Raw genomic sequence first — 22,673 nt, 5'->3', positions numbered from 1 at the left:
CTCCTGCAGGGGCTCTGCCTACAGGCGGAACTGCCCCACCATCCCCTGCAGGTCACGGCTGAGCTGGGCCAGTTCGACGCTGGAGGAGGCCGTGGACTCCATGGCCTGGGCCGATTCGTCGGCGATGCCGCGGATGCTGGTGACGCTGCGGTTGATCTCCTCGGCCACCGCGCTCTGCTGCTCGGAAGCCGCGGCGATCTGCTGGTTCATCTGGTGGATCACCGCCACCGCCGCGGCGATCTCGCCCAGCGCGGTCTCGGTCTGCTCGGCGTCGCCGACGCTCTTCTCCACCAGTTGATGGCTGTGCTGCATGTGCTGCACCGAGGCCTGGGCGCCGTTCTGCAGCGCGCCGATCAGCTTCTCGATTTCCGCCGTCGACTGCTGGGTGCGCCGCGCCAGGGCGCGCACCTCGTCGGCCACCACGGCGAAGCCCCTGCCCTGCTCGCCGGCCCGGGCCGCCTCGATGGCGGCGTTGAGCGCCAGCAGGTTGGTCTGCTCGGCCACCGCCTTGATCACGTCGAGCACGCTGCCGATGTTCTGGCTCTCGCGGCCCAGGTCGTGGATGCTGGCGGAGGCCTCGCGCACCGCCTCGGCCAGCTCGGAAATGCGCCCGAGAGTGCGCCGCACCACCTGCTGGCCGCTGGCCACGGTGCCGTCGGCCTGCTCGGCGGAGTGCGCCGCGGCCTCGGCGTTGCGCGCCACCTCGTGGACGGTGGCGGCCATCTGGTTCATCGCCGTGGCCACCTGGTCGGTCTCGGCCTTCTGGCTGTTGACGCCGCTCTGGGTGCGCTCGGTGACGCCGGACAGCGCCTGCGCCGAGGAGGTGATGCGGCCGACGCCTTCATGAAGACGGCTGACGATGCCGCGCAGGCTCTGCGCCATGGCGTCCACCGCGGCCATCAGTTGGCCCACCTCGTCCTTGCGCTCGACGCGGATGGTCTGGCTCAGGTCGCCCTCGGCGATGCGGCTGGCCATGCCGATCACCTGGCGCAGCGGGCGCACGATCAGCAGGCCGATCAGCAGCGCGGCCAGGGTGCCGACCAGCAGCGCCAGCGCCGCCGAACCGAGCATGGCGCCCACGCTGCTGTGCAGCACGCTGACCATGGCCGCCTGCTGCGTGGCGTAGGAGGCGTCCACCTGCTGCATCATTTCCTCGGCGCGCTGCGACATCTCGCGGTGCGCCTGCTGCTCCTTGGCCAGGCCGGCGGAGTAGTCGCCGAGGTTGTTGCCGAAGCCGTCGATGTTGGTGGCCACGTCCTTGATCACCGAGACGTAGGCCGGATCGGTGATCGCCGTCTGCAGCTGCTTGGACAGCTCCAGGGCCTCGTCGGCGGACTTGATGCGCGCATCGCCCGCGGCCTCGCCGTCCTTCTGGTCCAGGCGCGCGCGGGCCTCGTTCAGGCCCTGCAGCACCAGGCGGTAGAGCTGGCCGACCTGGGCCGCCTGCTTGAGCAGTTCCTCGCCGTTCTGGCCCTGGCTCTGCTTGAGTTCGTAGGCGCCGTCGTCGGCCAGGCTGGACTGCAGGATGTCCAGGCTGTTGGAGGCGCTGGACACCGACCAGTTGGCGGCCTCCAGGGCCAGGTGGCGGCTCTTGCTGGCCTGCTCGAAGCGGTCGAAGGAGGCCAGGTAGCCGGCCATGGCCTGGGCCACGCGCTCCATGGCCTCGGCCTGGCCGGGGTGCGCCTTGAGCTGCTCGACGTGCCCGGCGAGGAGCTTGGCGCGCTGGCGCAATTGCTCGGCGGCCTTGGGGCTGGCGTCGCGGACGAAGTCCTTCTCGCTCTGGCGCATCTCCAGGACTTCGCGGTTGACCGCGCTCATGGCGTCCAGCAGGGCGAAGCGCTGCTCGATGGAGCGCAGCGCCCCGACGCCGATCCCGGCCACCAGCGCCGTCAGCAGCAATACCAGGCCGAAACCCAGCGCCAGTTTCTTCGCCGTGCCCAGATTGGCCAACCGCCGTTGCACGAACGCGACCATGCCACTCCTCCCCTTGCCGAATGCCTTGCGGGAGAGTCTTCGACCGAAGCTCTCCCGTTCTTTGTCGTTGCTTTGGGACGGAACATTAGGAGCCGGCCGACCGGCGGAACAAGGGGCGGCGTCGATGATGGCAATTCGATGTTGCGCACGGGCATGCGCAGGTCGCATCCAGGACAGTCGCGCGCCAAGGTCCCGGCGCGCGGCGGCCTGCGCCCCTATTTGGGGCGGATCATGCTGAAGGTGTCGCGGGTGAAGCTGTAGTGGGTGCCGCCCAGGCGGCCAACCAGGTCGAGTTTCGCCGGGTCGACGTGGCGCTCGTCGCGCAGCACGGCGTCGTCGATGTGCGCCAGCAGCACGCGGGCGAAGATCAGGTAGCAGCTGGGCTTGTCCGCCGGGTAGGGCTGGATCTGCGCCAGCTCGCACTCGAAGGCCACGGCCGCGCCGGCCACCCGCGGCGGCGCCACGCGCACGCTGGGCAGGGTGGCGATGCCGACCTGCTCGATCTCGCTGACGCCATGGGGCAGCGTGGCGGCGGTGGCGTTCATGGCCTCGGCCTGGGCGGCGCAGACCAGGTGGATCACCAGTTGGCCGGTCTCGCGGACGTTGCGCAGGGTGTCCTTGACGCTGCCATCGTCGCGGATGCTGGTGTTGACCATCAGCGTCGGCGGCTCGTCGCTGATGACCTGGAAGAAGCTGAACGGCGCCAGGTTGCCCTGGCCCTGCGCGGACAGGGTGGACACCCAGGCAATGGGCCGCGGGGTGACGGTGGAGGCCAGCCAGCGGTAGGCGTCGGCGGGCGCGAGGGTGCTGAAGTCGAGTTGCATGGGAGAGGGTTCCTGACTGCCGGGCGGGCCGGATCGCCCGTCCGCCCGGCGATTATGCCCGCCCTGCCCGCGCCCGGTCAGCGCCCCGCGCGCGATTCCTTGATGTAGAAGCGCGCCTTGCTGGCCTTGTCCAGGCAGCCGCCGTAGGACTCGACCTGCTGCTCGGTCTTGGCCGCGCTGATCAGCGCCAGCGCCTTGGAGTAGCTGACGGTGCCGGCGAAGCCTTCGGCCTTGGCCAGGTCCAGCTCGTGCCAGGCGGCGTTCAGTTCGCTGGCGCAGCTGTCGCGGTTGACCGTCTTGCCGGAGCAGCCGGCCAGCACCAGGCTGGCGGCGAGAACTGCAAAAAGTGCCTTCATGACAACCTCCTTGGTGATTCGGGCGTGTTCCAGCTTAGACCGCCGCCGCCCTGCGCGCCCTACTCCACGGCAACCTTTGCGTAGGGCGGATAACGTTCGACGTTATCCGCCGTTTGGCCTTCGCTGCCGGCCCGCTCGCCGTCGGGCCTGGCGCTGGTCGGGTATGCGCCCAGGCTCGGCCAAGGCGTTGGCGGCGACGGAGGTGTAGCGGCGTATAACCGCGAACGGTTATACGCCCTACGTGACTGCCTGCCTTTCGTAGGAGCGAGCTTGCTCGCGAATGAATCCCGCTGCGGAGTCTGTTCGCGAGCAAGAACTAGGCGTCCCCCTCGATCCTACGAAGAGCGGCCTACCGGGGGGCTCGGGAACGCAGGTACTCCACCACCTCGTCGTGGTTGCCGCGGAACTCGATGCGCGAGGCTTTGCTTTCCAGCTGGTAGGCATACATGGGGTCGTAGTATTCGCCCAGCAGCCCCTCGATCCAGCCGCGGTGCAGGTCCACCGCGCCGCTGCGGCGCTGCTCGTCCAGGGCCTCGTCCATGATCGCCGCCAGGCGCTGGTAGCGCTCGCCGCCCAGGCGCTTGACGATGCCCGACAGGCTCTTGCGCAGGTAGGCGGCGAAGGCCTCGAAACCTTCTTCCGGCGCGCCCTTCACCTCGACGAACTCGGCGCACAGGTCGATCACGTAGTCCTTGAGGATGCGTTCCACCCGGCCCTCGAAGCTGTCCTCCAGCCACACCAGCGGGTAGCCCTGCATGCCCTGGTACAGCTCCAGCGGCAGCGAGCAGCTGCCGACGATGCGCCCCTCGTCCTCCAGCACGAACTGGCTCATGCCGGCGTGGCGCTTCTTCAGGATGTCGATGGCCAGGCGGTTCTCGAAGTCGATCTGCGCCGGCTGCGGCGTGGCCCGGCGGCCGAAGCTGGAGCCGCGGTGGTTGGCGTGGCCTTCCAGGTCCAGGGCGTTGTCCAGTTGCGCCACCACCTCGGTCTTGCCGGTGCCGGTGAGGCCGCCGATCAGCACGAAGGAACACTCCTCGGTGGCCGCGCGGGTGGTGTCGAAGAGGAAGCCGCGCAGCGCCTTGTAACCGCCGACCACGCGCGGGTATTCGATGCCGGCGTCCTTCATCCACTGCTGGACGATCTGCGAGCGCAGGCCGCCGCGGAAGCAGTACAGGTAGCCGTCCGGGTGGCGCCGGGCGAAGTCCAGCCAGGCCTCGACGCGCTCGGCCTTGAGCGGGCCGCAGACCAGTTCGTGGCCCAGGGCGATGGCCGCCTGCTGGCCATGCTGCTTGTAGCAGGTGCCCACCTTCTGCCGCTCTATGTCGTTCATCAGCGGCAGGTTCTCGGTGTGGGGGAAGGCGCCCTTGGTGTATTCCACCGGGGCGCGCACGTCCATCAGCGGGACGTCGTCGAGGAAGAGTTCGCGGTAGTGCCGGGTGTTGTCGCGCATCAGGCCACCTCTACCGCGTGACTCTGTCGCTCGACCAGCTCGCCGATGGGCGCCAGTCGCAGGCCCAGTTCGGCGGCAGTGGCGAGGAATTCCGCCTCGCCCTCGGGGGTCACCGCCACCAGCAGGCCGCCGCTGGTCTGCGGGTCGCACAGCAGCAGCTTGTGCAGTTCCGGCAGCGGCGCGATGCGCTCGCCGTAGCTGTCGAAGTTGCGCAGGGTGCCGCCGGGCACGCAGCCCTGCTCCAGGTAGTACTGCACGTGTTCCAGGCGCGGCACCGCGTCGAAGCGCACGCGTGCGGTCAGGCCGGCGCCGTCGGCCATCTCCACCAGGTGGCCGAGCAGGCCGAAGCCGGTGACGTCGGTCATGGCGGTCACCCCGGCGAGCTTGCCGAAGCGGCTGCCGGGCTTGTTCAGGGTGCACATCCAGTCGCGGGCCAGGCCCACGTCCTCGGCGCGCAGCCTGGACTTCTTCTCGGCGGTGGTGAGGATGCCGATGCCCAGCGGCTTGGTCAGGTACAGGCGGCAGCCGGCGGTGGCGGTGTCGTTGCGCTTCATGAAGCGCTTTTCCACCAGGCCGGTGACGGCCAGGCCGAAGATCGGCTCGGGGGCGTCGATGGAGTGGCCGCCGGCCAGCGGGATGCCCGCCTCGTCGCAGACCTTGCGGCCGCCGGCGATCACCTCGCGGGCGATTTCCGGGGCCAGCACGTTGACCGGCCAGCCGAGGATGGCGATGGCCATCAGCGGGTCGCCGCCCATGGCGTAGATGTCGCTGATGGCGTTGGTGGCGGCGATGCGGCCGAAGTCGAAGGGATCGTCGACGATGGGCATGAAAAAGTCGGTGGTGGACACCACGCCGCGCTCGCCGTCGATAGCATAGACCGCAGCGTCGTCGCGCGAGGCGTTGCCGACCCACAGGTTCGGGTCCAGGTTCTGCGCGCCGCTGCCGGCCAGGATCACTTCCAGCACCTTGGGGGAAATCTTGCAGCCGCAGCCGGCACCGTGGCTGTACTGGGTCAGGCGGATGGGTTCGCTCATGTTGGCTCCGAGGCGGGAAATCGATCGGCCGATTCTAGCAAACACCCTTGGCGCCCCGCCCTACCCGGGCGTATCGTCAATGACATCCGGCGCCGGCCCAGGCCGTTCGCCGCGCCTTGCAATGCCTTGTTTTCAGAGGAATAACCGTCCATGTCGAAACAAGTGGCGCTGGTGCTCGGCTCCGGCGGAGCACGGGGTTATGCGCATATCGGCGTGATCGAGGAACTGGAGCGGCGCGGCTACGAGATCGCCTGCATCGCCGGCTGCTCCATGGGCTCGGTGATCGGCGGCATCTACGCCGCCGGCAAGCTGGGGGAATACCGCGACTGGGTGGAAAGCCTGGACTACCTGGACGTGCTGCGCCTGCTGGACGTCAGCTTCCGCCTCGGCGCCATCCGCGGCGAGCGGGTGTTCGGCAAGATCCACGAGATCATCGGCGACATCAACATCGAGGACCTGCCCATCCCCTACACGGCGGTGGCCACCGACCTCACCAACCAGCAGGAAATCTGGTTCCAGGAAGGCGACCTGCACCAGGCCATGCGCGCCTCGGCGGCCATTCCCAGCCTGTTCACCCCGGTGATGCAGGGCCCGCGCATGCTGGTCGACGGCGGCCTGCTCAACCCGCTGCCGATCGTGCCGGTGGTGTCCAGCCACACCGACCTGATCATCGCGGTGAACCTCAACGCCACCAACCAGCGCCAGTACCAGTTGCCGGTGATCGAGCGGCCGGCGGCGCTCAAGGGCCGCTTCGACAGCCTGATCGGCAGCCTCGGCGACAAGCTCAGCCGGTTCCGCCGCCACGGCCCGGAGCTGGAACCGCCGGAACTGCGCGCCGAAGCCCTGCTGGAGCCGGTGCCGGACAGCGAGGAGCCGGCCGAGCCGGAGATGCAGCAGCCGGCCGCGGCGCCCCTGGCCAAGGGCTCGCCGAAATCCGCCAGCGGCAGCCGGGTGATCGAGAGCAGCAGCCCGGCCTCGTTGCTGGAGCTGGTCAACCAGAGCTTCGAGGTGATGCAGACCTCCCTGGCGCAGTACAAGATCGCCGGCTACCCGCCGGACGTGCTGATCAACGTGCCCAAGCGCGTGTGCCGCTTCTTCGAGTTCTACAAGGCGCCGGAGCTGGTGGCCCTGGGAAGGCAGATCGCCAGCGATACGCTGGACCGGTACGAGGCGGAGAATCCGTAGGGCGCATAACGCCTACGGCGTTATCCGCCGATTGGCCTGGATCGGTACGAGGTGGAGAATCCGCGTCCACAGGATTGCACCGACCTTTCCACCCGCGCCGAACAGCCCCCTCTCCCGCTTGCGGGAGAGGGCTGGGGAGAGGGTGCTCTTCGCGCGGGTTCGAGCTATCGCGGACGGAGTCCGCTCCTACGACGGGGTTTCGCCTGGCACACAGGTGCGGGCCCTACCCGCGATTCGCGCAAAAGTTGCGCTCCTACGGTTCATGCCGGGCGGCAGGCCCCATTGTAGGAGCGGACTCCGTCCGCGATTTTCATCAGGCATCGCGCAGGCGATAGCCCACGCCGGCCTCGGTGACGATGAAGCGCGGGTTGGCCGGGTCGTCCGCCAGTTTCTGCCGCAGGTGGCCGACCACCACGCGCAGGTAGTGGGTGTCCTCGACGTGGGTCGGGCCCCAGATGTCCTTGAGCAGCTGCTGCTGGGTGACCACCCGGCCCAGGTGCCGGGCCAGGGTGGCCAGCACCGCATATTCCTTGCGGGTCAGCGCCACTTCGGCGCCGTCGAGGTTCACCCGGCGGTAGGCGAAATCGACCAATAGCGGCCCCACCGCCACCTGCGCTTCCTGGTTCTCGCCCTGGTGGCCCTGGCGCAGCAGCGCGCGGATGCGGGCGAGGAATTCCTGGATGCCGAAGGGCTTGGTCACGTAGTCGTTGGCGCCGCCGTCCAGGGCCAGCACCTTCTCGCTCTCGGCGGCGCGCACCGAGAGCACCAGCACCGGCACCTGCGACCATTCGCGCAACTCGCGCAGCACCTGCTGGCCATCCTTGTCCGGCAGGCCGAGGTCGAGCACCACCAGGTCCGGGCGGTTCAGCGCCGCCTGGGCCAGGCCCTCCTCGCCGCTGCCGGCCTCCACCACCCGGTAGCCGCCGGCGTTGAGGCTGATGCGCAGGAACTTGCGGATTTGCGGTTCGTCGTCGATGACCAGGATGCAGGCGGCGTTGGCGTTGCTCATCGGGCTCGGCTGGCTGGGGGCGGTGGCGCCTAGCTTGGGCCTTTCAACTACCGGCATCAAGCTGCTCCAGGTCCGGCTGGCGCTGCAGCGGCAGGTGCAGGGTCAGGGTGGTGCCGCGGCCGTCCAGGCCGTCGCCGACGCTGATGCGCCCGCCGTGGGCGCCGACCATGCCCTGGCAGATCGCCAGGCCCAGGCCGGTGCTCGGCCCGCCGCGGTCGCCCCTGGCGGCGCTGTAGAACATGTCGAAAATCTTCTCGCGCTCGACCTCGGGAATCCCCGGGCCCTCGTCGCTGACGCTGAACTGCAGCTCGTCGCCGACCTGCGCGGCCTGCACCCGCAGGCGCCCGCCCGGCGGCGAGAAGCGCGCGGCGTTCTCCAGCACGTTGACCAGCGCCTGCTCGATCAGCGCCGCGTGCACGTACAGCAGCGGCAGTTCGGCCGGCACGCGGGTCTCCACGCGGTAGGGCGCGAGCAGCGCGCGCAGGCGGTGCACGGCGCTGCCGACGATGTCCTCCGGGGCCACCCAGTCGCGCGCCAGCTTCAGCCCGCCCTGGCCCAGGCGGGTCATGTCCAGCAGGTTCTGGATGTAGCGGTCCAGGCGCTCGGCCTCGTCGCGGGTGCTTTCCAGCAGTTCCTTGCGGTCGGCCGGGGGAATGGCGTTGCCCAGGGCCAGCAGGCTGTCGATGGCGCCGCGCATGGTGGTCAGCGGGGTGCGCAGGTCGTGGCTGACCGAGGCCAGCAGCGCGCTGCGCAGTTGCTCGGTCTCGCCATGCAGGCGCGCGGCTTCCAGGTCGTCGGCCAGGCGCGCGCGAGCCAGGGCCTGGGCCAGCGGCTGGCCGAGCGCGGCCAGCAGGCGGCGGCGCTGGCCGGGCAGCGGCTCGCCGTCCTTCGGCCGCACGCCGAGCAGCGCCAGCGGCCCCTCCTCCGCCGACAGCGGCCACCACCACCAGCGCCCCGACGGCAGGGTGCCGGTGCCCAGGCCGGCCGGCTGGTCGTGCTGCCAGGCCCAGTCGGCGGCGGCGCGCTCCTGCTCGTCGAAGCCGCGGGCGTGGCCGCTTTCCACCTTCCAGTCGTCGTGCTGGCGGGCCAGCACGCAGATGTCCAGGTCATTCCACAGGGCGAACTGCTGGGCGGCGGCGGCCAGCACCGCCTGGCGGTCGGTGGCGGCGGTGAGCTTGCGCGACAGCTCCAGCAGCGCGCCGGTCTCTTCCTGGGTGTCGCGCAGCACCTGCAACTGGCGGCGCTGGCGCGCGGCGAGGTTACCGGTGAGCGCGGCCATGAGCAGGAAGAACAGCAGGGTCAGCACGTCCTCCTCGCGCTGGATGGAGAGCGAGAAGTACGGCGGGATGAACAGGAAGTCGTAGGCCAGGAACGACAGCACCGCGCACACCAGCGCCGGCCACAGGCTGCTGCGCACCGCCACCAGCAGCACGGCGGCGAGGAACACCAGGGAGATGTTCGGCAGCTCCAGCAGATGCGCCACGCCCCAGGCCAGGGCGCTGGCGCCGGCGGCGGCCAGGGCCGCCAGCAGGTAGTCGCGCCAGTGGCCGCGCTCACCGTGGCGCGGGGTGGCCGGAGCGAGGTCGGCCTCGCTGTCCAGCACGCTGATTTCCAACCCTTCGCCCAGGCGCAGCAGGCGCGCCGCCAGGCCGCCGCCGAACAGCCGGCGGTGCCAGCGCTGCCGCGAACGGCCGACCAGGATCAGGCTGGCGCGGCGCTCGCGGGCGTGCTCGACCAGGGTGCGCGCCACTTCCCCACCGCGCAGCTGCACGACCTCGCCGCCCAGGCGCTCGGCCAGTTGCTGGGCGTTCTGCAGGTACAGGCGCGACTGCTCGTCGCGGGCATCGCCGGTGTCGACGTGGACCAGGCTCCAGGGCAGGTGACGGCGCTCGGCCACCCGCGAGGCGTGGCGCACCAGGCGCTCGGCGTTGCGCTCGCCGTCCACGCCCAGCAGCAGCCGGCCGCGCAGCGCCGGGGCCTCGCCGCCCTGCTGGCGGTAGCGATGCGCCAGGTCCGCATCCACCCGCGCGGCGGCGGTCTGCATGGCCAGTTCGCGCAGCGCGGTGAGGTTGGTCTGGCTGAAGAAGGCGTCGATGGCCGCCCTCGCCTGCTCCGGCACGTAGACCTTGCCCTCGCGCAGGCGCTCCAGCAGCTCGCGCGGCGGCAGGTCCACCAGCAGCAGTTCGTCGGCCTCCTGCAGCACCCAGTCGGGCACCGTCTCGCGCACCTGCACGCCGGTGATGTCGCGCACCTGGTCGTTGAGGCTTTCCAGGTGCTGGACGTTGACCGTGGTGTAGACGTCGATGCCGGCGGCGAGCAGTTCCTGGATGTCCTGCCAGCGCTTGGCGTGGCGGCTGCCGGGGGCGTTGCTGTGAGCCAGCTCGTCGACCAGGGCGAGCTGCGGCGGCTCGCGCAGCAGGCCGTCGAGGTCCATCTCGGCGAGGTGGATGCCGCGGTATTCCGAGCGCAGCAGCGGCTGCTGCGGCAGGCCGGCGAGCAGCGCCTCGGTCTCGGCGCGGCCGTGGGTCTCGACGATGCCCACGCGCAGGTTCACGCCCTGGCGCAACTGGCCCTGGGCGGCCAGCAGCATGGCGTAGGTCTTGCCCACGCCGGGGGCGGCGCCGAGGAACACCTTGAGGCGTCCGCGGCCGTTGCGCTCCAGGTCCGCGAGCAGGGCGTCGGCGCGCTTGGGATCGGTCATGCTGGCCTCCAGGGGGTTGCGCGCAAGTCTAGCGAGGCAGTTGCTCGAGGGCCATGTTCAGGGCCAGCACGTTGACCACCGCCGGGCCCACCAGCGGCCGCCGGGTATGCGCCTCGACCAGGTTGTGCACGGCCTGCTCCGGCAGGCTGCGGGCCTGGGCGATGCGCGGCACCTGGTAGAGCGCGGCGTCCGGCGGCAGCTGCGGGTCCAGGCCGCTGCCGGAGGTGGTGACCAGCGCCAGCGGCACCGGGCGCCCGGCCACCGCCTCGGCGGCGGCGTCCTTGGCGATGCGCTCGGCCAGCGCCGGGTTGCCCGGGGCCAGGTTGGAGGCGCTGCTGGAGACGGTGGCGTAGTCGCCGGCCGAGGGCCGTTCGTGGAACCACTGCGGGCCCTCGAACTTCTGCGCCAGCAGCGCCGAGCCGCGGACTTCGCCCTTGGCGTCGCGCACCAGGCTGCCGTTGGCCTGCTCGGGGAAGGCCACCTGGGCGATGCCGGTGACCAGCAGCGGATAGGCCACGCCGGTGACCAGCGAAAGCAGGGCCAGGGAGGCGATGGCGGGACGGATGTGATTGAGCATTTCCAGTTTCCTCGATGCGAGCTCTTCGTAGGAGCGAGCTTGCTCGCGAAGCTTTCGAACCAGGGCGGTTCGCGAGCAAGCTCGCTCCTACAGTTCGGGTAGCCCGTAGGATGGATTGAGCGAAGCGATACCCATCGCCACGGCGGCAGTCCTGTTCAGGCCAGGCCCAGGGCCACCAGCAACAGGTCGATGGCCTTGATCCCGATAAAGGGCGCGATGATCCCGCCCACCCCGTAGATCAGCAGGTTGCGCCGCAGCAGGTGCATGGCGTCGCTGGCCGCCACGCGCACGCCGCGCAGGGCCAGGGGGATCAGCGCGATGATGATCAGCGCGTTGAACACGATGGCCGAGAGGATGGCGCTCTGCGGGCTGGCCAGGTGCATGACGTTGAGCACCTGCAGCTGCGGGTAGATGCCGGCGAACAGCGCGGGCAGGATGGCGAAGTACTTGGCTACGTCGTTGGCCACCGAGAAGGTGGTCAGCGCGCCGCGGGTCACCAGCAGTTCCTTGCCCACCTGGACCACGTCGAGCAGCTTGGTCGGGTCGCTGTCCAGGTCCACCAGGTTGGCCGCCTCGCGGGCCGCCTGGGTGCCGTCGTTCATGGCCATGCCGACGTCCGCCTGGGCCAGCGCCGGCGCATCGTTGGCGCCGTCGCCGCACATGGCGACCATGCGTCCCTCGCCTTGCTCCTGGCGGATGCGCGCCAGTTTCTTCTCCGGCGTGGCTTCGGCGATCACGTCGTCCACCCCGGCCTCGGCGGCGATGGCCGCGGCGGTCAGCGGGTTGTCGCCGGTCACCATCACGGTGCGGATGCCCATGCGGCGCAGTTCGGCGAAGCGATCGCGGATGCCCGGCTTGACCACGTCCTTGAGGTGGATGACGCCCATCAGCTTGCCGTCGGCCACCACCAGCAGCGGGGTGCCGCCGCTCTGGGCGATGCGCTCGACCTCCTTGGCCAGGCTTTCCGGCAGGTCGTCGCGGGCGCGGCCGACGAAGGCCAGGGCTGCGTCCACCGCGCCCTTGCGGTACACACGGCCGTCGAGATCGACGCCGGACAGGCGCGTCTCGGCGCTGAAGGCGATGGGCGTCAGCTGCTCGCGCGGCGGCTCCGGCAGGACGATCTGCGCGCGGAGGAACTCGACGATGGACTTGCCCTCCGGGGTGTCGTCGGCCAGCGAGGCCAGGAAGGCGGCCTCGGCCAGCTCCAGCGCGGTCACCCCCGGCGCGGTGTGCAGCGCGGCGCAACGGCGGTTGCCGAAGGTGATGGTGCCGGTCTTGTCGAGCATCAGCACGTGCACGTCGCCGGCGGCCTCCACCGCGCGGCCGGACTTGGCGATCACGTTCAGGCGCACCAGGCGGTCCATGCCGGCAATGCCGATGGCCGAGAGCAGGCCGCCGATGGTGGTGGGGATCAGCGTCACCAGCAGCGCCACCAGGAACACCAGCGGCAGGCTGCCGCCGGCGAACAGGGCGAAGGGCTTGAGCGTCACCACCACCAGCAGGAAGATCAGCGTCAGGCCGATCAGCAGGATGTCCAGCGCCACCTCGTTGGGCGTCTTCTGCCGCTTGGCGCCCTCCACCAGGGCGATCATGCGGTCGAGGGTCGATTCGCCGGGGTTGACGCTGATGCGTACCAGCAGCCAGTCGGAGACCAGCCGGGTGTTGCCGGTCACGGCCGAGCGGTCGCCGCCGGATTCGCGGATCACCGGCGCCGATTCGCCGGTGATGGCGGCCTCGTTGACCGCCGCCACGCCCTCGATCACCTCGCCGTCGCCGGGGATCAGCTCGCCGGCCACCACGCGCACCACGTCGCCCTTGCGCAGGCTGGTGGCCGGTACGCTTTCATACGCACCGTCGACGTTCAGGCGCTGCGCCATCAGGCCCTGGGTGCCGGCCTTGAGGCTGTCGGCGCGGGCCTTGCCGCGGCCCTCGGCGAGGGCCTCGGCGAAGTTGGCGAAGAGCACGGTGAACCACAGCCAGGCGGCTATCTGCGCGGCCACTGACAGCGGCACCGCATCACCGCCGGTGAAGCACAGCACGGTGGTGAGGATGGCGGTCAGTTCCACCACCAGCATCACCGGCGAGCGCTGCAACTGGCGCGGGTCGAGTTTGACGAAGGCCTGCAGCAGCGCCGGCCTCCACAGCGCGGCGAAACTCAGGCTGTGGCGTTTCTCGGGAGCGGACATGGCGTTCTTGAGCGACATGTCCTGGGTCTTGGCGTTCATCTATCGGTTCCTCAGAAGCCCAGGGTCAGGTGATCGGCCACCGGGCCGAGAACCAGGGTCGGCAGGAAGTTCAAGCCACCGACCAGGAGGATGGTCGCCGCCAGCAGGCCGACGAACAGCAGGCCGTGCGTGGGGAAGCTGTTCGGCCCCACCGGCACGCGCTTCTTCGCCGCCAGGCTGCCGGCGATGGCCAGCACCGGGACGATGTAGCCGAAGCGGCCGATGAGCATGGCCAGGGCGATCATCAGGTTGTGGAACGGGGTGTTGGCGCCGAAGCCGGCGAACGCCGAACCGTTGTTCGCGGTGCCCGAGGTGTAGGCGTAGAGCAGTTGGCTGAAGCCATGGGCGCCGGGATTGCTCACCGAGGCGGCCGGGCCCGGCAGGCTGGCGGCGATGGCGCCGAGCACCAGCACGCCGACCGGCATCACCAGCAGGGTGGCGACCAGCAGGCGGACTTCGCGGGCCTCCAGCTTCTTGCCCAGGTATTCCGGGGTGCGGCCGATCATCAGGCCGGCCAGGAACACCGCGACCAGGACGAACAGCAGCATGCCGTAGAGGCCGGCGCCGACGCCGCCGAAGACCACCTCGCCGAGCATCATGTTGAACATCGCCACCAGGCCGCTGAGCGGGTTGAGGCTGTCGTGCATGGCGTTCACCGAGCCGTTGGAAGCGGCCGTGGTGGTCACCGCCCAGAGCACGCTGGCGGTGGTGCCGAAGCGGCTCTCCTTGCCTTCCAGGGGCGCGCCCTGGGTGATCGGCAGGTGCGCCAGCGCCGGGTTGGGCTGGTACTCGGCCCACAGGGCGACGCCCAGGCCGACGACGAACAGCAGCAGCATGCAGCCGAGGATGGCGCGGCTCTGGCGCAGGTCCTTGACGTAGTGGCCGAAGGTGAACACCAGCGCCGCCGGGATCAGGATGATCGACGCCAGCTCGAACAGGTTGGCCCAGGCCGTGGGGTTCTCGAACGGGTGCGCCGAGTTCACGCCGAAGAAGCCGCCGCCGTTGGTGCCCAGCTGCTTGATGGCGATCTGGCTGGCCGCCGGGCCCAGCGGGATGGACTGGTCGGCGCCCTGCAGGGTGGTGGCGTGGACGTAGTCCAGGAAGGTCTGCGGCACGCCCTGCCACACCAGCAGCAGCGCCAGGATCAGGCACAGCGGCACCAGGCCATAGAGGGTCGCGCGGGTCAGATCGACCCAGAAGTTGCCGAGGTTCTGCGTGGACTTGCGGGCGATGCCGCGGGCCAGCACCACCAGCACCGCCAGGCCCACCGCCGGGCTGACGAAGTTCTGCACGGTCAGGCCGAGCATCTGGCTCAGGTAGCTCAGCGCCGCCTCGCCGCTGTAGGCCTGCCAGTTGGTGTTGGTGACGAAGCTCACCGCGGTGTTGAAGGCCAGGGTCCACTCCAGGCCCGGCAGGTGCTGCGGGTTGAGCGGCAGCGCGCCCTGCCCCACCAGGATGGAGAACAGCAGGGCCAGGCCGGCCAGGTTGAAGGCGAGCATGGCCAGGGTGTAGGTCTTCCAGTCCTGCTCGGCCCGCGGGTCGATGCCGCAGACGCGGTAGACCAGGCGCTCCACCGGCGCCAGCACCGGGCTGAGGAAGGTGCGCTCGCCCTCCATCACCTTGTAGTAGAAGCGCCCGAGCAGCGGCGCGGGCAGCAGCACCAGGGCGAAGAAGGCGGCGATCAGCAGCACGTCATGGCTGTTCATTCAGCCCCCTAGGAACGGTCGGCGCGCAGCAGCGCCACCAGCAGGTAGATGAAAAGTCCCGTGGCCAGGACCAGGGACACCCCGTCGAGCACGCTCATGTCTGTCTCTCCTCACGCAGGCGAATCCTCGCGATGGGAAAAGTCTCCGCAAAGCGGGCGTAAAGAAGCGATTGGCGGGGCTTCCGGCGGGCATAAAGAAAGCGTAAAGAAGCGCTATGGCATGACTTTGTAAGTGCGCTGATACATTGACGACACTCTGTCGATATCCGTTGCCGTCAACCTTGCCTACCGTGGCCCCCCGTGCGACGGCGGGTTAGCATTGACCCCGCGCCCCGGGCGCTCCCAGCGACAGGTACCGCATGTTTCCCTCCAGCCCCTCCTCCAGCCAAGACAGCCAGCGCCGCTGGACCATCCGCGCCCTGCTGGTGGACGACGACGAGCCGATCCGCGAACTGCTTTGCGGCTACCTGGCGCGCTTCAACATCGAGGCACGCGGCGTGGCCGACGGCGCGGGCATGCGCCAGGCGCTGGCCGAGGAAAACTTCGACGTGGTGGTGCTGGACCTGATGCTGCCCGGCGAGGACGGCCTGTCGCTGTGCCGCTACCTGCGCAGCGAGTCGGACATCCCGATCCTCATGCTCACCGCGCGCTGCGAGCCGGCCGACCGCATCATCGGCCTGGAACTGGGCGCCGACGACTACATGGCCAAGCCCTTCGAGCCGCGCGAGCTGGTGGCGCGCATCCAGACCATCCTGCGCCGCGTGCGCGGCGACGAGGCGCGCAACGAACCGCGCGCCCAGGTGCGCTTCGACCAGTGGCGGCTGGACAGCGTGCTGCGCCAACTGCACTCCCCGGACGGCCTGGTGGTGCCGCTGTCCAACGCCGAGTTCCGCCTGCTCTGGGTGTTCCTCGAACGCCCGCGCCGGGTGCTCAACCGCGAACTGCTGCTGGACGCCGCGCGCGGCCGCGCCATCGAGGCCTTCGACCGCAGCATCGACCTGCTGGTCTCGCGCCTGCGCCAGAAGCTCGGCGACGACCCGCGCTCGCCGCGGCTGATCAAGACCGTGCGCGGCGAAGGCTATCTGTTCGACGTCCGTGACATCGCCTGACGCCGGCCCGGCCAAGGAGGCCAGATGAAGAAGCGCTCGCTGCAGCTCGCCGACACCCTGTTCGCCCGCCTGTTCGGCGTGTTCCTGCTGGCCATCGTGGTCGCCCACCTGCTGGCATTCGTCTGGTTCAGCCACTTCCATCATCCGGCGCCACCGCCTCCGCCGCCTCCGCCGCCCCATGAATTCGCCGGGCACGGCCCGCCGCCCCCGCCACCGCCGCACCTGCCGTTCTGGAGCGCGCCCTTCGCCTTCCAGCTGCTGGCGCTGATCGCCGCCGCCTGGTTCGGCGCGCGCCAGCTGGCGCGCCCGGTACAGCGCCTGGGTGACGCCGCGCTGCAACTGAGCGAGGACCTGGACAGCCCGGCGTTGCCGGAGACCGGCTCGCGCGAGGCGCGGCAGGCGGCCCAGGCCTTCAACCGCATGCGCGAACGCATCCGCGAGCAGGTGCAGCAGCGCGGCCGCATGCTGGTGGCGGTGTCCCACGACCTGCGCACGCCGCTGTCGCGCCTGAAGCTGCGCGTGGAGGAGATCGACAACCCGCAGTTGCGCGCGCGCTTCGCCCAGGACCTGGGCGAGATGATCGGCATGCTCGACTCCACCCTGCACTACCTGCACCAGGAGCGCACCAGCGAGGCGCTGCAGTGGTTCGACGTCAACGCCCTGGTCGAATCACTGGCCGAGGACGCCTGCGAGCACGGCGCCCGCGTCAGCGTCGAAGGCCAGTGCGCGCCGCTGAAGGTGCAGCCGCTGGCCCTGCGCTCGTGCCTGTCGAACCTGCTGGACAACGCCCTGCGCTATGCCGGCGAGGTGCAGCTGATACTGCGCGACAGCGGCCAGCAGGTGGAAATCCTCGTCCGCGACCACGGCCCGGGCATCCCCGCGCAAATGCGCGAGCAGGTGTTCGAACCCTACTTCCGCCTGGAAGGCTCGCGCAACCGCAACTCCGGCGGCGTCGGCCTGGGCCTGGCCATCGCCCGCGAGGCGGCGCGGCGCCACGGCGGCGACCTGCACTTCGAGGAAACCCCCGGCGGCGGCGCCACCGCGGTGCTGCGCCTGCCGCGCGCCTGAGGCTTTGTCGGCCGCCGCATACAAAGCGCACATACCGCCGACAAGGCGCCCATCGAATCTGCCAGGACCGGAACTCCAGTTCCGGACCTATAACCTCATGGAGGCAGTCCGATGATCAGCGGAGTCAGCAGCTACAGCAGCTATTACAGCAGCGCCGCGCTCGCCAGCACCCAGCGCAGCGCCAGCAGCTCCAGCACTACAACCAGCACCAGCGGCAGCAGCGACAAGGCGCAGAAATTCGCCGCCGACCTGTTCAAGTCCCTCGACAGCGACGGTGACGGCAGCGTCAGCTCCAGCGAGCTGGACAGCGCCCTGTCCGCCTCCGGCAGCGACAGCGGCGACATCGACATCGACTCGCTGCTGGCCCAGCTGGACAGCGACGGCAGCGGCGGCATCAGCCAGGACGAGCTGAGCAGCGCCCTGCAGCAGGCCCAGGGCGACATGCCGCCGCCTCCGCCGCCGCCCTCCTCCGAGCAAGCCGCCAGCGACCTGCTGTCGTCCCTGGACAGCGATGGCGACGGCAGCATCAGCAGCGACGAACTCAGCGCCGCCAGCGCCTCCGGCACCGACAGCAGCGAGCTGTTCAGCGCCCTGGACAGCGACGGCAACGGCAGCATCAGCCAGGACGAACTGAGCAGCGCCCTGCAACAGGCCCAGGGCGACATGCCACCGCCTCCGCCGCCCGCTTCCGGGGAAACCGACAGCAGCCTGGCCAGCAGCACCAGCAGCGACACATCCAGCACCAACAGCGGCTCGGCCGGCGCCGAAGCCGTGCAGCAGATGCTCGCCATGCTGGCCAGGCACTACCAGGACAGCAGCGCCGCCAGCTACCAGAACACCAGCGGTAGCCTGCTCAATATCGCTGCCTGAGCCTCCTGCCGGCTGCGCCGGGGCGCTTTCGATACCCATCGGGCAATGGCGATGGGTATCGCTTCGCTCCACCCATCCTACGGGTCTTGCAGGTTGCACCGAGATGCTCTTTGTAGGAGCGAGCTTGCTCGCGAACAAACTCCGCTGCGGGGCTCGTTCGCGAGCAAGCTCGCTCCTACGAGAAGCCGTGTCCGCCTCCGTCCGCGGTCGGCCCAATCCGTACGGCGTTATCCGCCGTTTTCATCGGGCCGTAACCCTGTAGGAGCGGGCCCTGCCCGCGAATCGCGCGCAGGGCGCGCTCCTGCAGGGGGACGATCCGCGCCTTGCCAGCCCCCCACCGCTGCAGTAGCCTGTCCGGCCTAATCATCCGATGATTGGATGTCTATATGGCCAATCCCCTCAAACGCTCCCTGGTCGACATCGCCCTGGAGCAGATCCGCCAGCGCATCGACAGCGGCGCCTGGGCCCTCGGCCAACGCCTGCCGCCGGAACCGGAGCTGGCGGAAATCCTCGGCATGAGCCGCAACACCGTGCGCGAGGCGGTGCGCGTGCTGACCTTCTCCGGCGTGCTGGAAGTGCGCCAGGGCGACGGCACCTACGTGCGCGCCTGCGCCGACCCGCTGGACACCATGCTGGCCCTGGCCCGCGGCTCCATCGAACAGGCCCTGGAAGCGCGCGGGGTAATCGAGGTCGAGGCCGCGCGCCTGGCCGCCCTGCGCCGCAGCGACGCCGACCTGGCCGCCCTGCGCCAGGCCCTGGCGCTCAGCGCGCAGCACTTCGGCGGCGACCTTCAGGCCTACGTCGAGCACGACCTGGCCTTCCACCAGCGCGTGGTGGACAGCGCCCACAACCCGCTGCTGAGCGAGCTGTACCGCTACTTCTCCCAGGTCATCCGCGCCGGCCTGCAACACACCATCAGCGAACCCGGCCGCCCGCAACCGGCCTTCGAGCTGCACCAGCAACTGCTGGACGCCCTGGAGCGCCAGGACGCCGAGGCGGCCGCGGCTGCCAACCGCGCGCTGCTGATCTGACTTCCCCTTCCCACTGCCTTGCGATCGCCACCATGTCCCAACAACAACATCACGCCGACGAACTGCTGATCGACGCCGAGATCGACGAAGCCCCCGCCCCTACACCCGCACCGGTGCGGCCCTGGCTGCTGTTGCTCGGCCTGGTGCTGGTGGCGCTGAACCTGCGCCCGGCGCTGTCGAGCCTGGCGCCGCTGCTGAACACCGTGCGCGAGCACACCGGCCTGTCAGCCGCAGCCGCTGGCCTGCTGACCACCCTGCCGGTGCTCTGCCTGGGCCTGTTCGCCCCGCTGGCGCCCCGCCTGGCGCGACGCCTGGGGGCCGAGCGGGCGGTGCTGGTTATCCTCCTGCTGCTGGCCGCCGGCATCGTCCTGCGCAGCCTGTTCCCGATCGCCGGGCTGTTCCTCGGCAGCCTGGTGGCCGGCGCCAGCATCGGCATCATCGGCGTGCTGCTGCCGGGCATCGTCAAGCGCGACTTCCCGCATATCGCCGGGATCATGACCGGCGTCTACACCATGGCCCTGTGCCTGGGCGCGGCCCTGGCCGCCGGGGCCAGCGTGCCCCTGGCCGGGCTGTTCGGCGGCAGCTGGCAGCCGGCCCTGGCCGCCTGGGCCCTGCCGGCGGTGCTCGCCGCGCTGGTCTGGCTGCCGCAGACGCGCCAGGCCCAGCACGCCCACCGCCAGGCCTTCCAGGTCCGCGGCCTGTGGCGCGACCCGCTGGCCTGGCAGGTGACCCTGTACATGGGCCTGCAGTCGTCGCTGGCCTACATCGTGTTCGGCTGGCTGCCGTCGATCCTCATCGACCGCGGCCTGAGCCCGACGGCCGCCGGGCTGATGATGTCCGGCTCGGTGATGGTGCAGCTGCTCAGCGCCCTGGGCGCGCCCTGGCTCGGCACCCGCGGGCGCGACCAGCGCCTGGTGGTGTTCCTGGTCCTGGCGCTGACCCTCGCCGGCCTGCTCGGCCTGCTCTACGCGCCCAGCGGCAGCCTGTGGCTGTGGGCGGTGGTGCTCGGCCTGGGCCAGGGCGGCACCTTCAGCATCGGCCTGGCGCTGATCGTGCTGCGCTCGCCCGACGCCCACGTCGCCTCGCACCTGTCCGGCATGGCCCAGGGCGTGGGCTACACCCTGGCTGCCCTGGGGCCCTTTCTGGTCGGCCTGGTGCACGATCTGAGCGACGGCTGGAATGCGGTGGGCGTCATCTTCATCGCCATCAGCCTGGGCGCCCTGGTGGCCGGCCTCGGTGCCGGCCGCGACCGGCTGGTCGGCGTGCGCAGCGAGGCGCTCCCGGCCGAGGCGGCACGCGGGTAAGCACGGCGCCTTCCTGTAGGAGCGAGCTTGCTCGCGAACAGGCATCGCAGCGGGGCTTGTTCGCGAGCAAGCTCGCTCCTACGAAAAGCCGTGCGTCCTGGAATCGTAGGAGCGGACTCTGTCCGCGATAGCCGGACATCCCGGCGCGATTCGCGGATGACCCACCCACGCCATCCCCCTGTAGGAGCGCGCCCTGCGCGCGAATCGCAGGCAGGGCCTGCTCCTACAGGTTTCTGCACAGCTGGCCTAGGGCGCCTTGTCCCCCGGGCCGCCGGGCGGCAGCGTGCCGCGCTTGGGGCTCTCGATCCAGTCGTTGACCAGGCTGTAGACCACCGCCAGCAGCACGGGGCCGAGGAACAGGCCGATGAAGCCGAAGCTGAGCAGCCCGCCGAGCACGCCGAGCAGCACCACCACCAGCGGCAGGTTGCCGCCGCGGCTGATCAGGTAGGGCTTGAGGATGTTGTCCACGCCGCTGATAACGAAGAAGCCCCAGATGCCCAGGAACACCCCGTAGCCGTACTCGCCCTGGAAGAACAGCCAGACGGTGGCCGGCCCCCAGACCAGCGGCGGGACCATCAGCAGGCTGCAGACGAAGGTCAGCAGGCCGAGCAGGATCGGGCCGGGCACCCCGGCGATGCTGAAGCCGATGAAGGCCAACACCGCCTGGGCCGCCGCGGTGCCGATCACACCGTTGACCACCCGCTGCACGGTGCCAGCGATGAGGTCCATGTAGTGTTCGGCGCGCGGGCCGATCAGGCGCTCCAGCATCTGGTAGGCGAAGGCCTCCAGGCGCTTGCCGTCGCGGTAGAAGAAGAAGATCAGCACCAGGCTCAGGACCAGCTCGAAGATGCCCCCGGCCAGCTTGGCCGAACGCGCCAGCAGCCAGTTGCCGACCTCGCCCATGTAGGGCTTGAGCGCCGAGAAGATGGCCACCCCCTGCTGGTCGATGGAGTACCACCAGCCGACCAGCCGGTCGCCGATCAGCGGGGTGTGCGCCAGCCAGCTCGGCGGTGGCGGCAGGCCGGAGACCTGCAGGTTCTTCACCAGCTCGACGCCGGCGCGCAGCTTGTCCGCCAGGCCGAAGCCCAGGCCCAGCAGCGGCAGCGCCACCAGGATGATCCAGAAAGCGGTCAGCACGCCCGCCGCCAGCGCCTCGCGGCCGCCCAGCAGGCGCGTCAGCAGGCGCATCAGCGGCCAACTGGCGAAAGCCAGCACGGCGGCCCAGAACAGCGCCGTCCAGAACGGCGCCAGCACCCACAGGGTGGCGACCAGCAGGACCACCAGGAGGATGCGCAACAGCAGGTTATCGAACATCGGGGCCGGACTCCTTCTCGGTACGGCAACGGCAGCCGGGCACAGGGCGCGCCCAGCTTCAGCGTAGGCGAATCAGCGCAGCCAGGTCAGGTGCAGACCGTCCCCTTCGCCGCTGCCCAGCTCCAGGCGAGCATCGCGCACGCCCTGGCCGGTCAGGGCGCTGCGCCAGTCGGCGGCATGGGCGCCGGCCAGCTCGACGCGCACGCCGGTGTCCTGGCGCAGGGTGCGCACCAGCAGGTCGAGCCAGGCGCCGCCAGGCTGGGCGGGCACGTGGCTGAGGGTCAGCTCGCCGTTGGCCTTGAGCAGGCGCATCAGGGTCGCGGCGCTGGGCAGCAGTTCGCCCAGGGCGCTGCCGGCGTCCAGTTGCTCGGCGTGCAGGTAGGCGCGGCGGTTGCCGCGGGTGATGGCGTAGACCGCCAGCAGGCTGTCCTGCTGCGGCGCGGCCAGGCGCACCAGCAGGTAGGCCTGCTGGTCGTCCGGGCCGTAGAGGCTGGATTTGCCGAACACCGCATTGGCCAGCAGGCTGCTGGAGCCGCAGTCGCGGCCCTCGCACCAGAACAGCGGGGTGGCGTCGGCCTGGAGCAGGTCCTTGCGCGCAGCGGCGAAGGCGCTGGCGCTGGAGTCCTCGTCGGGCAGGCGGTAGGTCAGCGCGGTGAGCTGGCCGAGGGCGCGCGCCTCGCCTTCCATGCGCAGGCGCCCGCTGATGCGGCTGATCGGCCCCAGCGGGTAGACGCGCTCGGTGGCGGGGGCGCTGGTGAAATCGACGATCTCCGCCCTCGGGAAACGCGGCAGCGCATCGAGGTCGTGGCTGTCGGGAACATCGGCGGCGAAGACGCTGGCCGCGAGCAGCGAGCCCACCAGGGGCAGCAGGGAAAGGCGAGGCATGTCAGGCGTCGCACCTCCGTTGCGCACGCCGCGGCGCGTGCACGCCCGGGCC

General features: G+C 70.3%; 19 protein-coding genes and 1 pseudogene. 6 read left to right on the top strand and 14 right to left on the bottom strand.

Features of this window, described 5'->3' with window-relative positions; translation table 11 throughout:
- Window positions 1-18: 18 nt before the first annotated feature.
- The 6 genes and pseudogenes from M8R19_RS33585 to selD all read right to left on the bottom strand — a co-directional run bounded on the left by M8R19_RS33585 (window position 19) and on the right by selD (window position 5,638).
- A complete protein-coding gene (locus M8R19_RS33585) occupies window positions 19-732 on the bottom strand; it encodes a methyl-accepting chemotaxis protein (protein WP_371857818.1) in 714 nt (237 codons plus the stop codon).
- 144 nt (window positions 733-876) lie between these two features.
- Window positions 877-1,071 (bottom strand): annotated as a pseudogene (locus tag M8R19_RS33580) (HAMP domain-containing protein); the annotation flags it as partial.
- Between the two features lie 1,118 nt (window positions 1,072-2,189).
- Window positions 2,190-2,798, bottom strand: coding sequence for a flavin reductase family protein (locus M8R19_RS28000; protein WP_249919555.1), 609 nt, complete (start codon window positions 2,796-2,798; stop codon window positions 2,190-2,192).
- Between the two features lie 77 nt (window positions 2,799-2,875).
- Window positions 2,876-3,154 carry a hypothetical protein gene (locus M8R19_RS27995; protein WP_009618591.1) on the bottom strand — a complete coding sequence of 93 codons (279 nt, stop codon included), beginning with the start codon at window positions 3,152-3,154 and terminating at the stop codon, window positions 2,876-2,878.
- Window positions 3,155-3,503: 349 nt separating this feature from the next.
- Window positions 3,504-4,604 (bottom strand): tRNA 2-selenouridine(34) synthase MnmH, encoded by a 1,101-nt coding sequence (gene mnmH, locus M8R19_RS27990; protein ID WP_249919554.1) that lies wholly within the window; start codon window positions 4,602-4,604, stop codon window positions 3,504-3,506.
- On the bottom strand, window positions 4,604-5,638 hold the full coding sequence (gene selD / locus M8R19_RS27985) for a selenide, water dikinase SelD (RefSeq protein WP_058072309.1): 1,035 nt from the start codon (window positions 5,636-5,638) through the stop codon (window positions 4,604-4,606). The genes mnmH and selD overlap by 1 nt, the downstream gene beginning before the upstream one ends.
- A 150-nt stretch (window positions 5,639-5,788) precedes the next feature.
- On the opposite strand from selD, the gene M8R19_RS27980 reads away from it, so the two are divergent.
- Entirely contained in the window at window positions 5,789-6,823 is a 1,035-nt protein-coding gene (locus M8R19_RS27980) for a patatin-like phospholipase family protein (RefSeq protein ID WP_074984885.1), read from the top strand.
- 313 nt (window positions 6,824-7,136) lie between these two features.
- On the opposite strand, the gene M8R19_RS27975 is transcribed toward M8R19_RS27980, so the two are convergent.
- The 6 genes from M8R19_RS27975 to kdpF all read right to left on the bottom strand — a co-directional run bounded on the left by M8R19_RS27975 (window position 7,137) and on the right by kdpF (window position 15,139).
- The gene (locus tag M8R19_RS27975; protein WP_116424102.1) at window positions 7,137-7,832 is read right to left on the bottom strand and encodes a response regulator; all 696 of its coding nucleotides are present in this window, start codon (window positions 7,830-7,832) and stop codon (window positions 7,137-7,139) included.
- A gap of 43 nt (window positions 7,833-7,875) precedes the next feature.
- Window positions 7,876-10,533 carry a DUF4118 domain-containing protein gene (locus M8R19_RS27970; protein ID WP_249919553.1) on the bottom strand — a complete coding sequence of 886 codons (2,658 nt, stop codon included), beginning with the start codon at window positions 10,531-10,533 and terminating at the stop codon, window positions 7,876-7,878.
- Window positions 10,534-10,561: 28 nt separating this feature from the next.
- Entirely contained in the window at window positions 10,562-11,110 is a 549-nt protein-coding gene (kdpC, locus tag M8R19_RS27965; RefSeq protein ID WP_058072311.1) for a potassium-transporting ATPase subunit KdpC, read from the bottom strand.
- A gap of 155 nt (window positions 11,111-11,265) precedes the next feature.
- The gene (gene kdpB, locus M8R19_RS27960; protein WP_249919552.1) at window positions 11,266-13,335 is read right to left on the bottom strand and encodes a potassium-transporting ATPase subunit KdpB; all 2,070 of its coding nucleotides are present in this window, start codon (window positions 13,333-13,335) and stop codon (window positions 11,266-11,268) included.
- 11 nt (window positions 13,336-13,346) lie between these two features.
- Window positions 13,347-15,041 (bottom strand): potassium-transporting ATPase subunit KdpA, encoded by a 1,695-nt coding sequence (gene kdpA / locus M8R19_RS27955; RefSeq protein WP_249919551.1) that lies wholly within the window; start codon window positions 15,039-15,041, stop codon window positions 13,347-13,349.
- Between the two features lie 8 nt (window positions 15,042-15,049).
- Window positions 15,050-15,139, bottom strand: coding sequence for a K(+)-transporting ATPase subunit F (gene kdpF / locus M8R19_RS27950; protein ID WP_009618573.1), 90 nt, complete (start codon window positions 15,137-15,139; stop codon window positions 15,050-15,052).
- Window positions 15,140-15,399: 260 nt separating this feature from the next.
- Here kdpF and M8R19_RS27945 point away from each other — a divergent pair, with 260 nt between their 5' ends.
- The 5 genes from M8R19_RS27945 to M8R19_RS27925 all read left to right on the top strand — a co-directional run bounded on the left by M8R19_RS27945 (window position 15,400) and on the right by M8R19_RS27925 (window position 20,422).
- Window positions 15,400-16,149 (top strand): response regulator, encoded by a 750-nt coding sequence (locus tag M8R19_RS27945; RefSeq protein ID WP_249919550.1) that lies wholly within the window; start codon window positions 15,400-15,402, stop codon window positions 16,147-16,149.
- A gap of 24 nt (window positions 16,150-16,173) precedes the next feature.
- Window positions 16,174-17,217: a sensor histidine kinase gene (locus tag M8R19_RS27940; protein WP_249919549.1), complete on the top strand. Its 1,044-nt coding sequence runs from the start codon at window positions 16,174-16,176 to the stop codon at window positions 17,215-17,217.
- 111 nt (window positions 17,218-17,328) lie between these two features.
- Window positions 17,329-18,087, top strand: coding sequence for an EF-hand domain-containing protein (xopAW, locus tag M8R19_RS27935; protein WP_249919548.1), 759 nt, complete (start codon window positions 17,329-17,331; stop codon window positions 18,085-18,087).
- Between the two features lie 386 nt (window positions 18,088-18,473).
- The gene (locus M8R19_RS27930) at window positions 18,474-19,118 is read left to right on the top strand and encodes a FadR/GntR family transcriptional regulator (protein ID WP_009618564.1); all 645 of its coding nucleotides are present in this window, start codon (window positions 18,474-18,476) and stop codon (window positions 19,116-19,118) included.
- Between the two features lie 32 nt (window positions 19,119-19,150).
- Window positions 19,151-20,422, top strand: a complete 1,272-nt coding sequence (locus tag M8R19_RS27925) for a CynX/NimT family MFS transporter (RefSeq protein WP_249919547.1) — start codon at window positions 19,151-19,153, stop codon at window positions 20,420-20,422.
- Between the two features lie 246 nt (window positions 20,423-20,668).
- Here the strand turns inward: M8R19_RS27925 and M8R19_RS27920 are convergent, their stop codons facing one another.
- Both M8R19_RS27920 and M8R19_RS27915 read right to left on the bottom strand, forming a co-directional pair.
- On the bottom strand, window positions 20,669-21,736 hold the full coding sequence (locus tag M8R19_RS27920; protein ID WP_249919546.1) for an AI-2E family transporter: 1,068 nt from the start codon (window positions 21,734-21,736) through the stop codon (window positions 20,669-20,671).
- Between the two features lie 72 nt (window positions 21,737-21,808).
- On the bottom strand, window positions 21,809-22,621 hold the full coding sequence (locus M8R19_RS27915) for a DUF4892 domain-containing protein (RefSeq protein ID WP_249919545.1): 813 nt from the start codon (window positions 22,619-22,621) through the stop codon (window positions 21,809-21,811).
- Between the last annotated feature and the right edge of the window lie 52 nt (window positions 22,622-22,673).

Origin of the sequence: Pseudomonas sp. R3.Fl (assembly GCF_023516765.1) — a bacterium.
Lineage (GTDB): Bacteria > Pseudomonadota > Gammaproteobacteria > Pseudomonadales > Pseudomonadaceae > Pseudomonas > Pseudomonas citronellolis.
This window is presented reverse-complemented; position numbering and strand designations above follow the sequence as displayed.

What these genes read in the sequence shown, in the direction of transcription:
- M8R19_RS28000 (WP_249919555.1), bottom strand. Translation starts at nt 2,798, where the DNA reads ATGCAACTCGACTTCAGCACCCTCGCGCCCGCCGACGCCTACCGCTGG.
- kdpC (WP_058072311.1), bottom strand. Translation starts at nt 11,110, where the DNA reads ATGCTCAATCACATCCGTCCCGCCATCGCCTCCCTGGCCCTGCTTTCG.
- M8R19_RS27975 (WP_116424102.1), bottom strand. Translation starts at nt 7,832, where the DNA reads ATGAGCAACGCCAACGCCGCCTGCATCCTGGTCATCGACGACGAACCG.
- kdpF (WP_009618573.1), bottom strand. Translation starts at nt 15,139, where the DNA reads ATGAGCGTGCTCGACGGGGTGTCCCTGGTCCTGGCCACGGGACTTTTC.
- M8R19_RS27970 (WP_249919553.1), bottom strand. Translation starts at nt 10,533, where the DNA reads ATGACCGATCCCAAGCGCGCCGACGCCCTGCTCGCGGACCTGGAGCGC.
- selD (WP_058072309.1), bottom strand. Translation starts at nt 5,638, where the DNA reads ATGAGCGAACCCATCCGCCTGACCCAGTACAGCCACGGTGCCGGCTGC.
- M8R19_RS27980 (WP_074984885.1), top strand. Translation starts at nt 5,789, where the DNA reads ATGTCGAAACAAGTGGCGCTGGTGCTCGGCTCCGGCGGAGCACGGGGT.
- mnmH (WP_249919554.1), bottom strand. Translation starts at nt 4,604, where the DNA reads ATGCGCGACAACACCCGGCACTACCGCGAACTCTTCCTCGACGACGTC.
- kdpB (WP_249919552.1), bottom strand. Translation starts at nt 13,335, where the DNA reads ATGAACGCCAAGACCCAGGACATGTCGCTCAAGAACGCCATGTCCGCT.
- M8R19_RS33585 (WP_371857818.1), bottom strand. Translation starts at nt 732, where the DNA reads ATGAACCAGATGGCCGCCACCGTCCACGAGGTGGCGCGCAACGCCGAG.
- M8R19_RS27920 (WP_249919546.1), bottom strand. Translation starts at nt 21,736, where the DNA reads ATGTTCGATAACCTGCTGTTGCGCATCCTCCTGGTGGTCCTGCTGGTC.
- M8R19_RS27945 (WP_249919550.1), top strand. Translation starts at nt 15,400, where the DNA reads ATGTTTCCCTCCAGCCCCTCCTCCAGCCAAGACAGCCAGCGCCGCTGG.
- kdpA (WP_249919551.1), bottom strand. Translation starts at nt 15,041, where the DNA reads ATGAACAGCCATGACGTGCTGCTGATCGCCGCCTTCTTCGCCCTGGTG.
- xopAW (WP_249919548.1), top strand. Translation starts at nt 17,329, where the DNA reads ATGATCAGCGGAGTCAGCAGCTACAGCAGCTATTACAGCAGCGCCGCG.
- M8R19_RS27995 (WP_009618591.1), bottom strand. Translation starts at nt 3,154, where the DNA reads ATGAAGGCACTTTTTGCAGTTCTCGCCGCCAGCCTGGTGCTGGCCGGC.
- M8R19_RS27925 (WP_249919547.1), top strand. Translation starts at nt 19,151, where the DNA reads ATGTCCCAACAACAACATCACGCCGACGAACTGCTGATCGACGCCGAG.
- M8R19_RS27930 (WP_009618564.1), top strand. Translation starts at nt 18,474, where the DNA reads ATGGCCAATCCCCTCAAACGCTCCCTGGTCGACATCGCCCTGGAGCAG.
- M8R19_RS27940 (WP_249919549.1), top strand. Translation starts at nt 16,174, where the DNA reads ATGAAGAAGCGCTCGCTGCAGCTCGCCGACACCCTGTTCGCCCGCCTG.
- M8R19_RS27915 (WP_249919545.1), bottom strand. Translation starts at nt 22,621, where the DNA reads ATGCCTCGCCTTTCCCTGCTGCCCCTGGTGGGCTCGCTGCTCGCGGCC.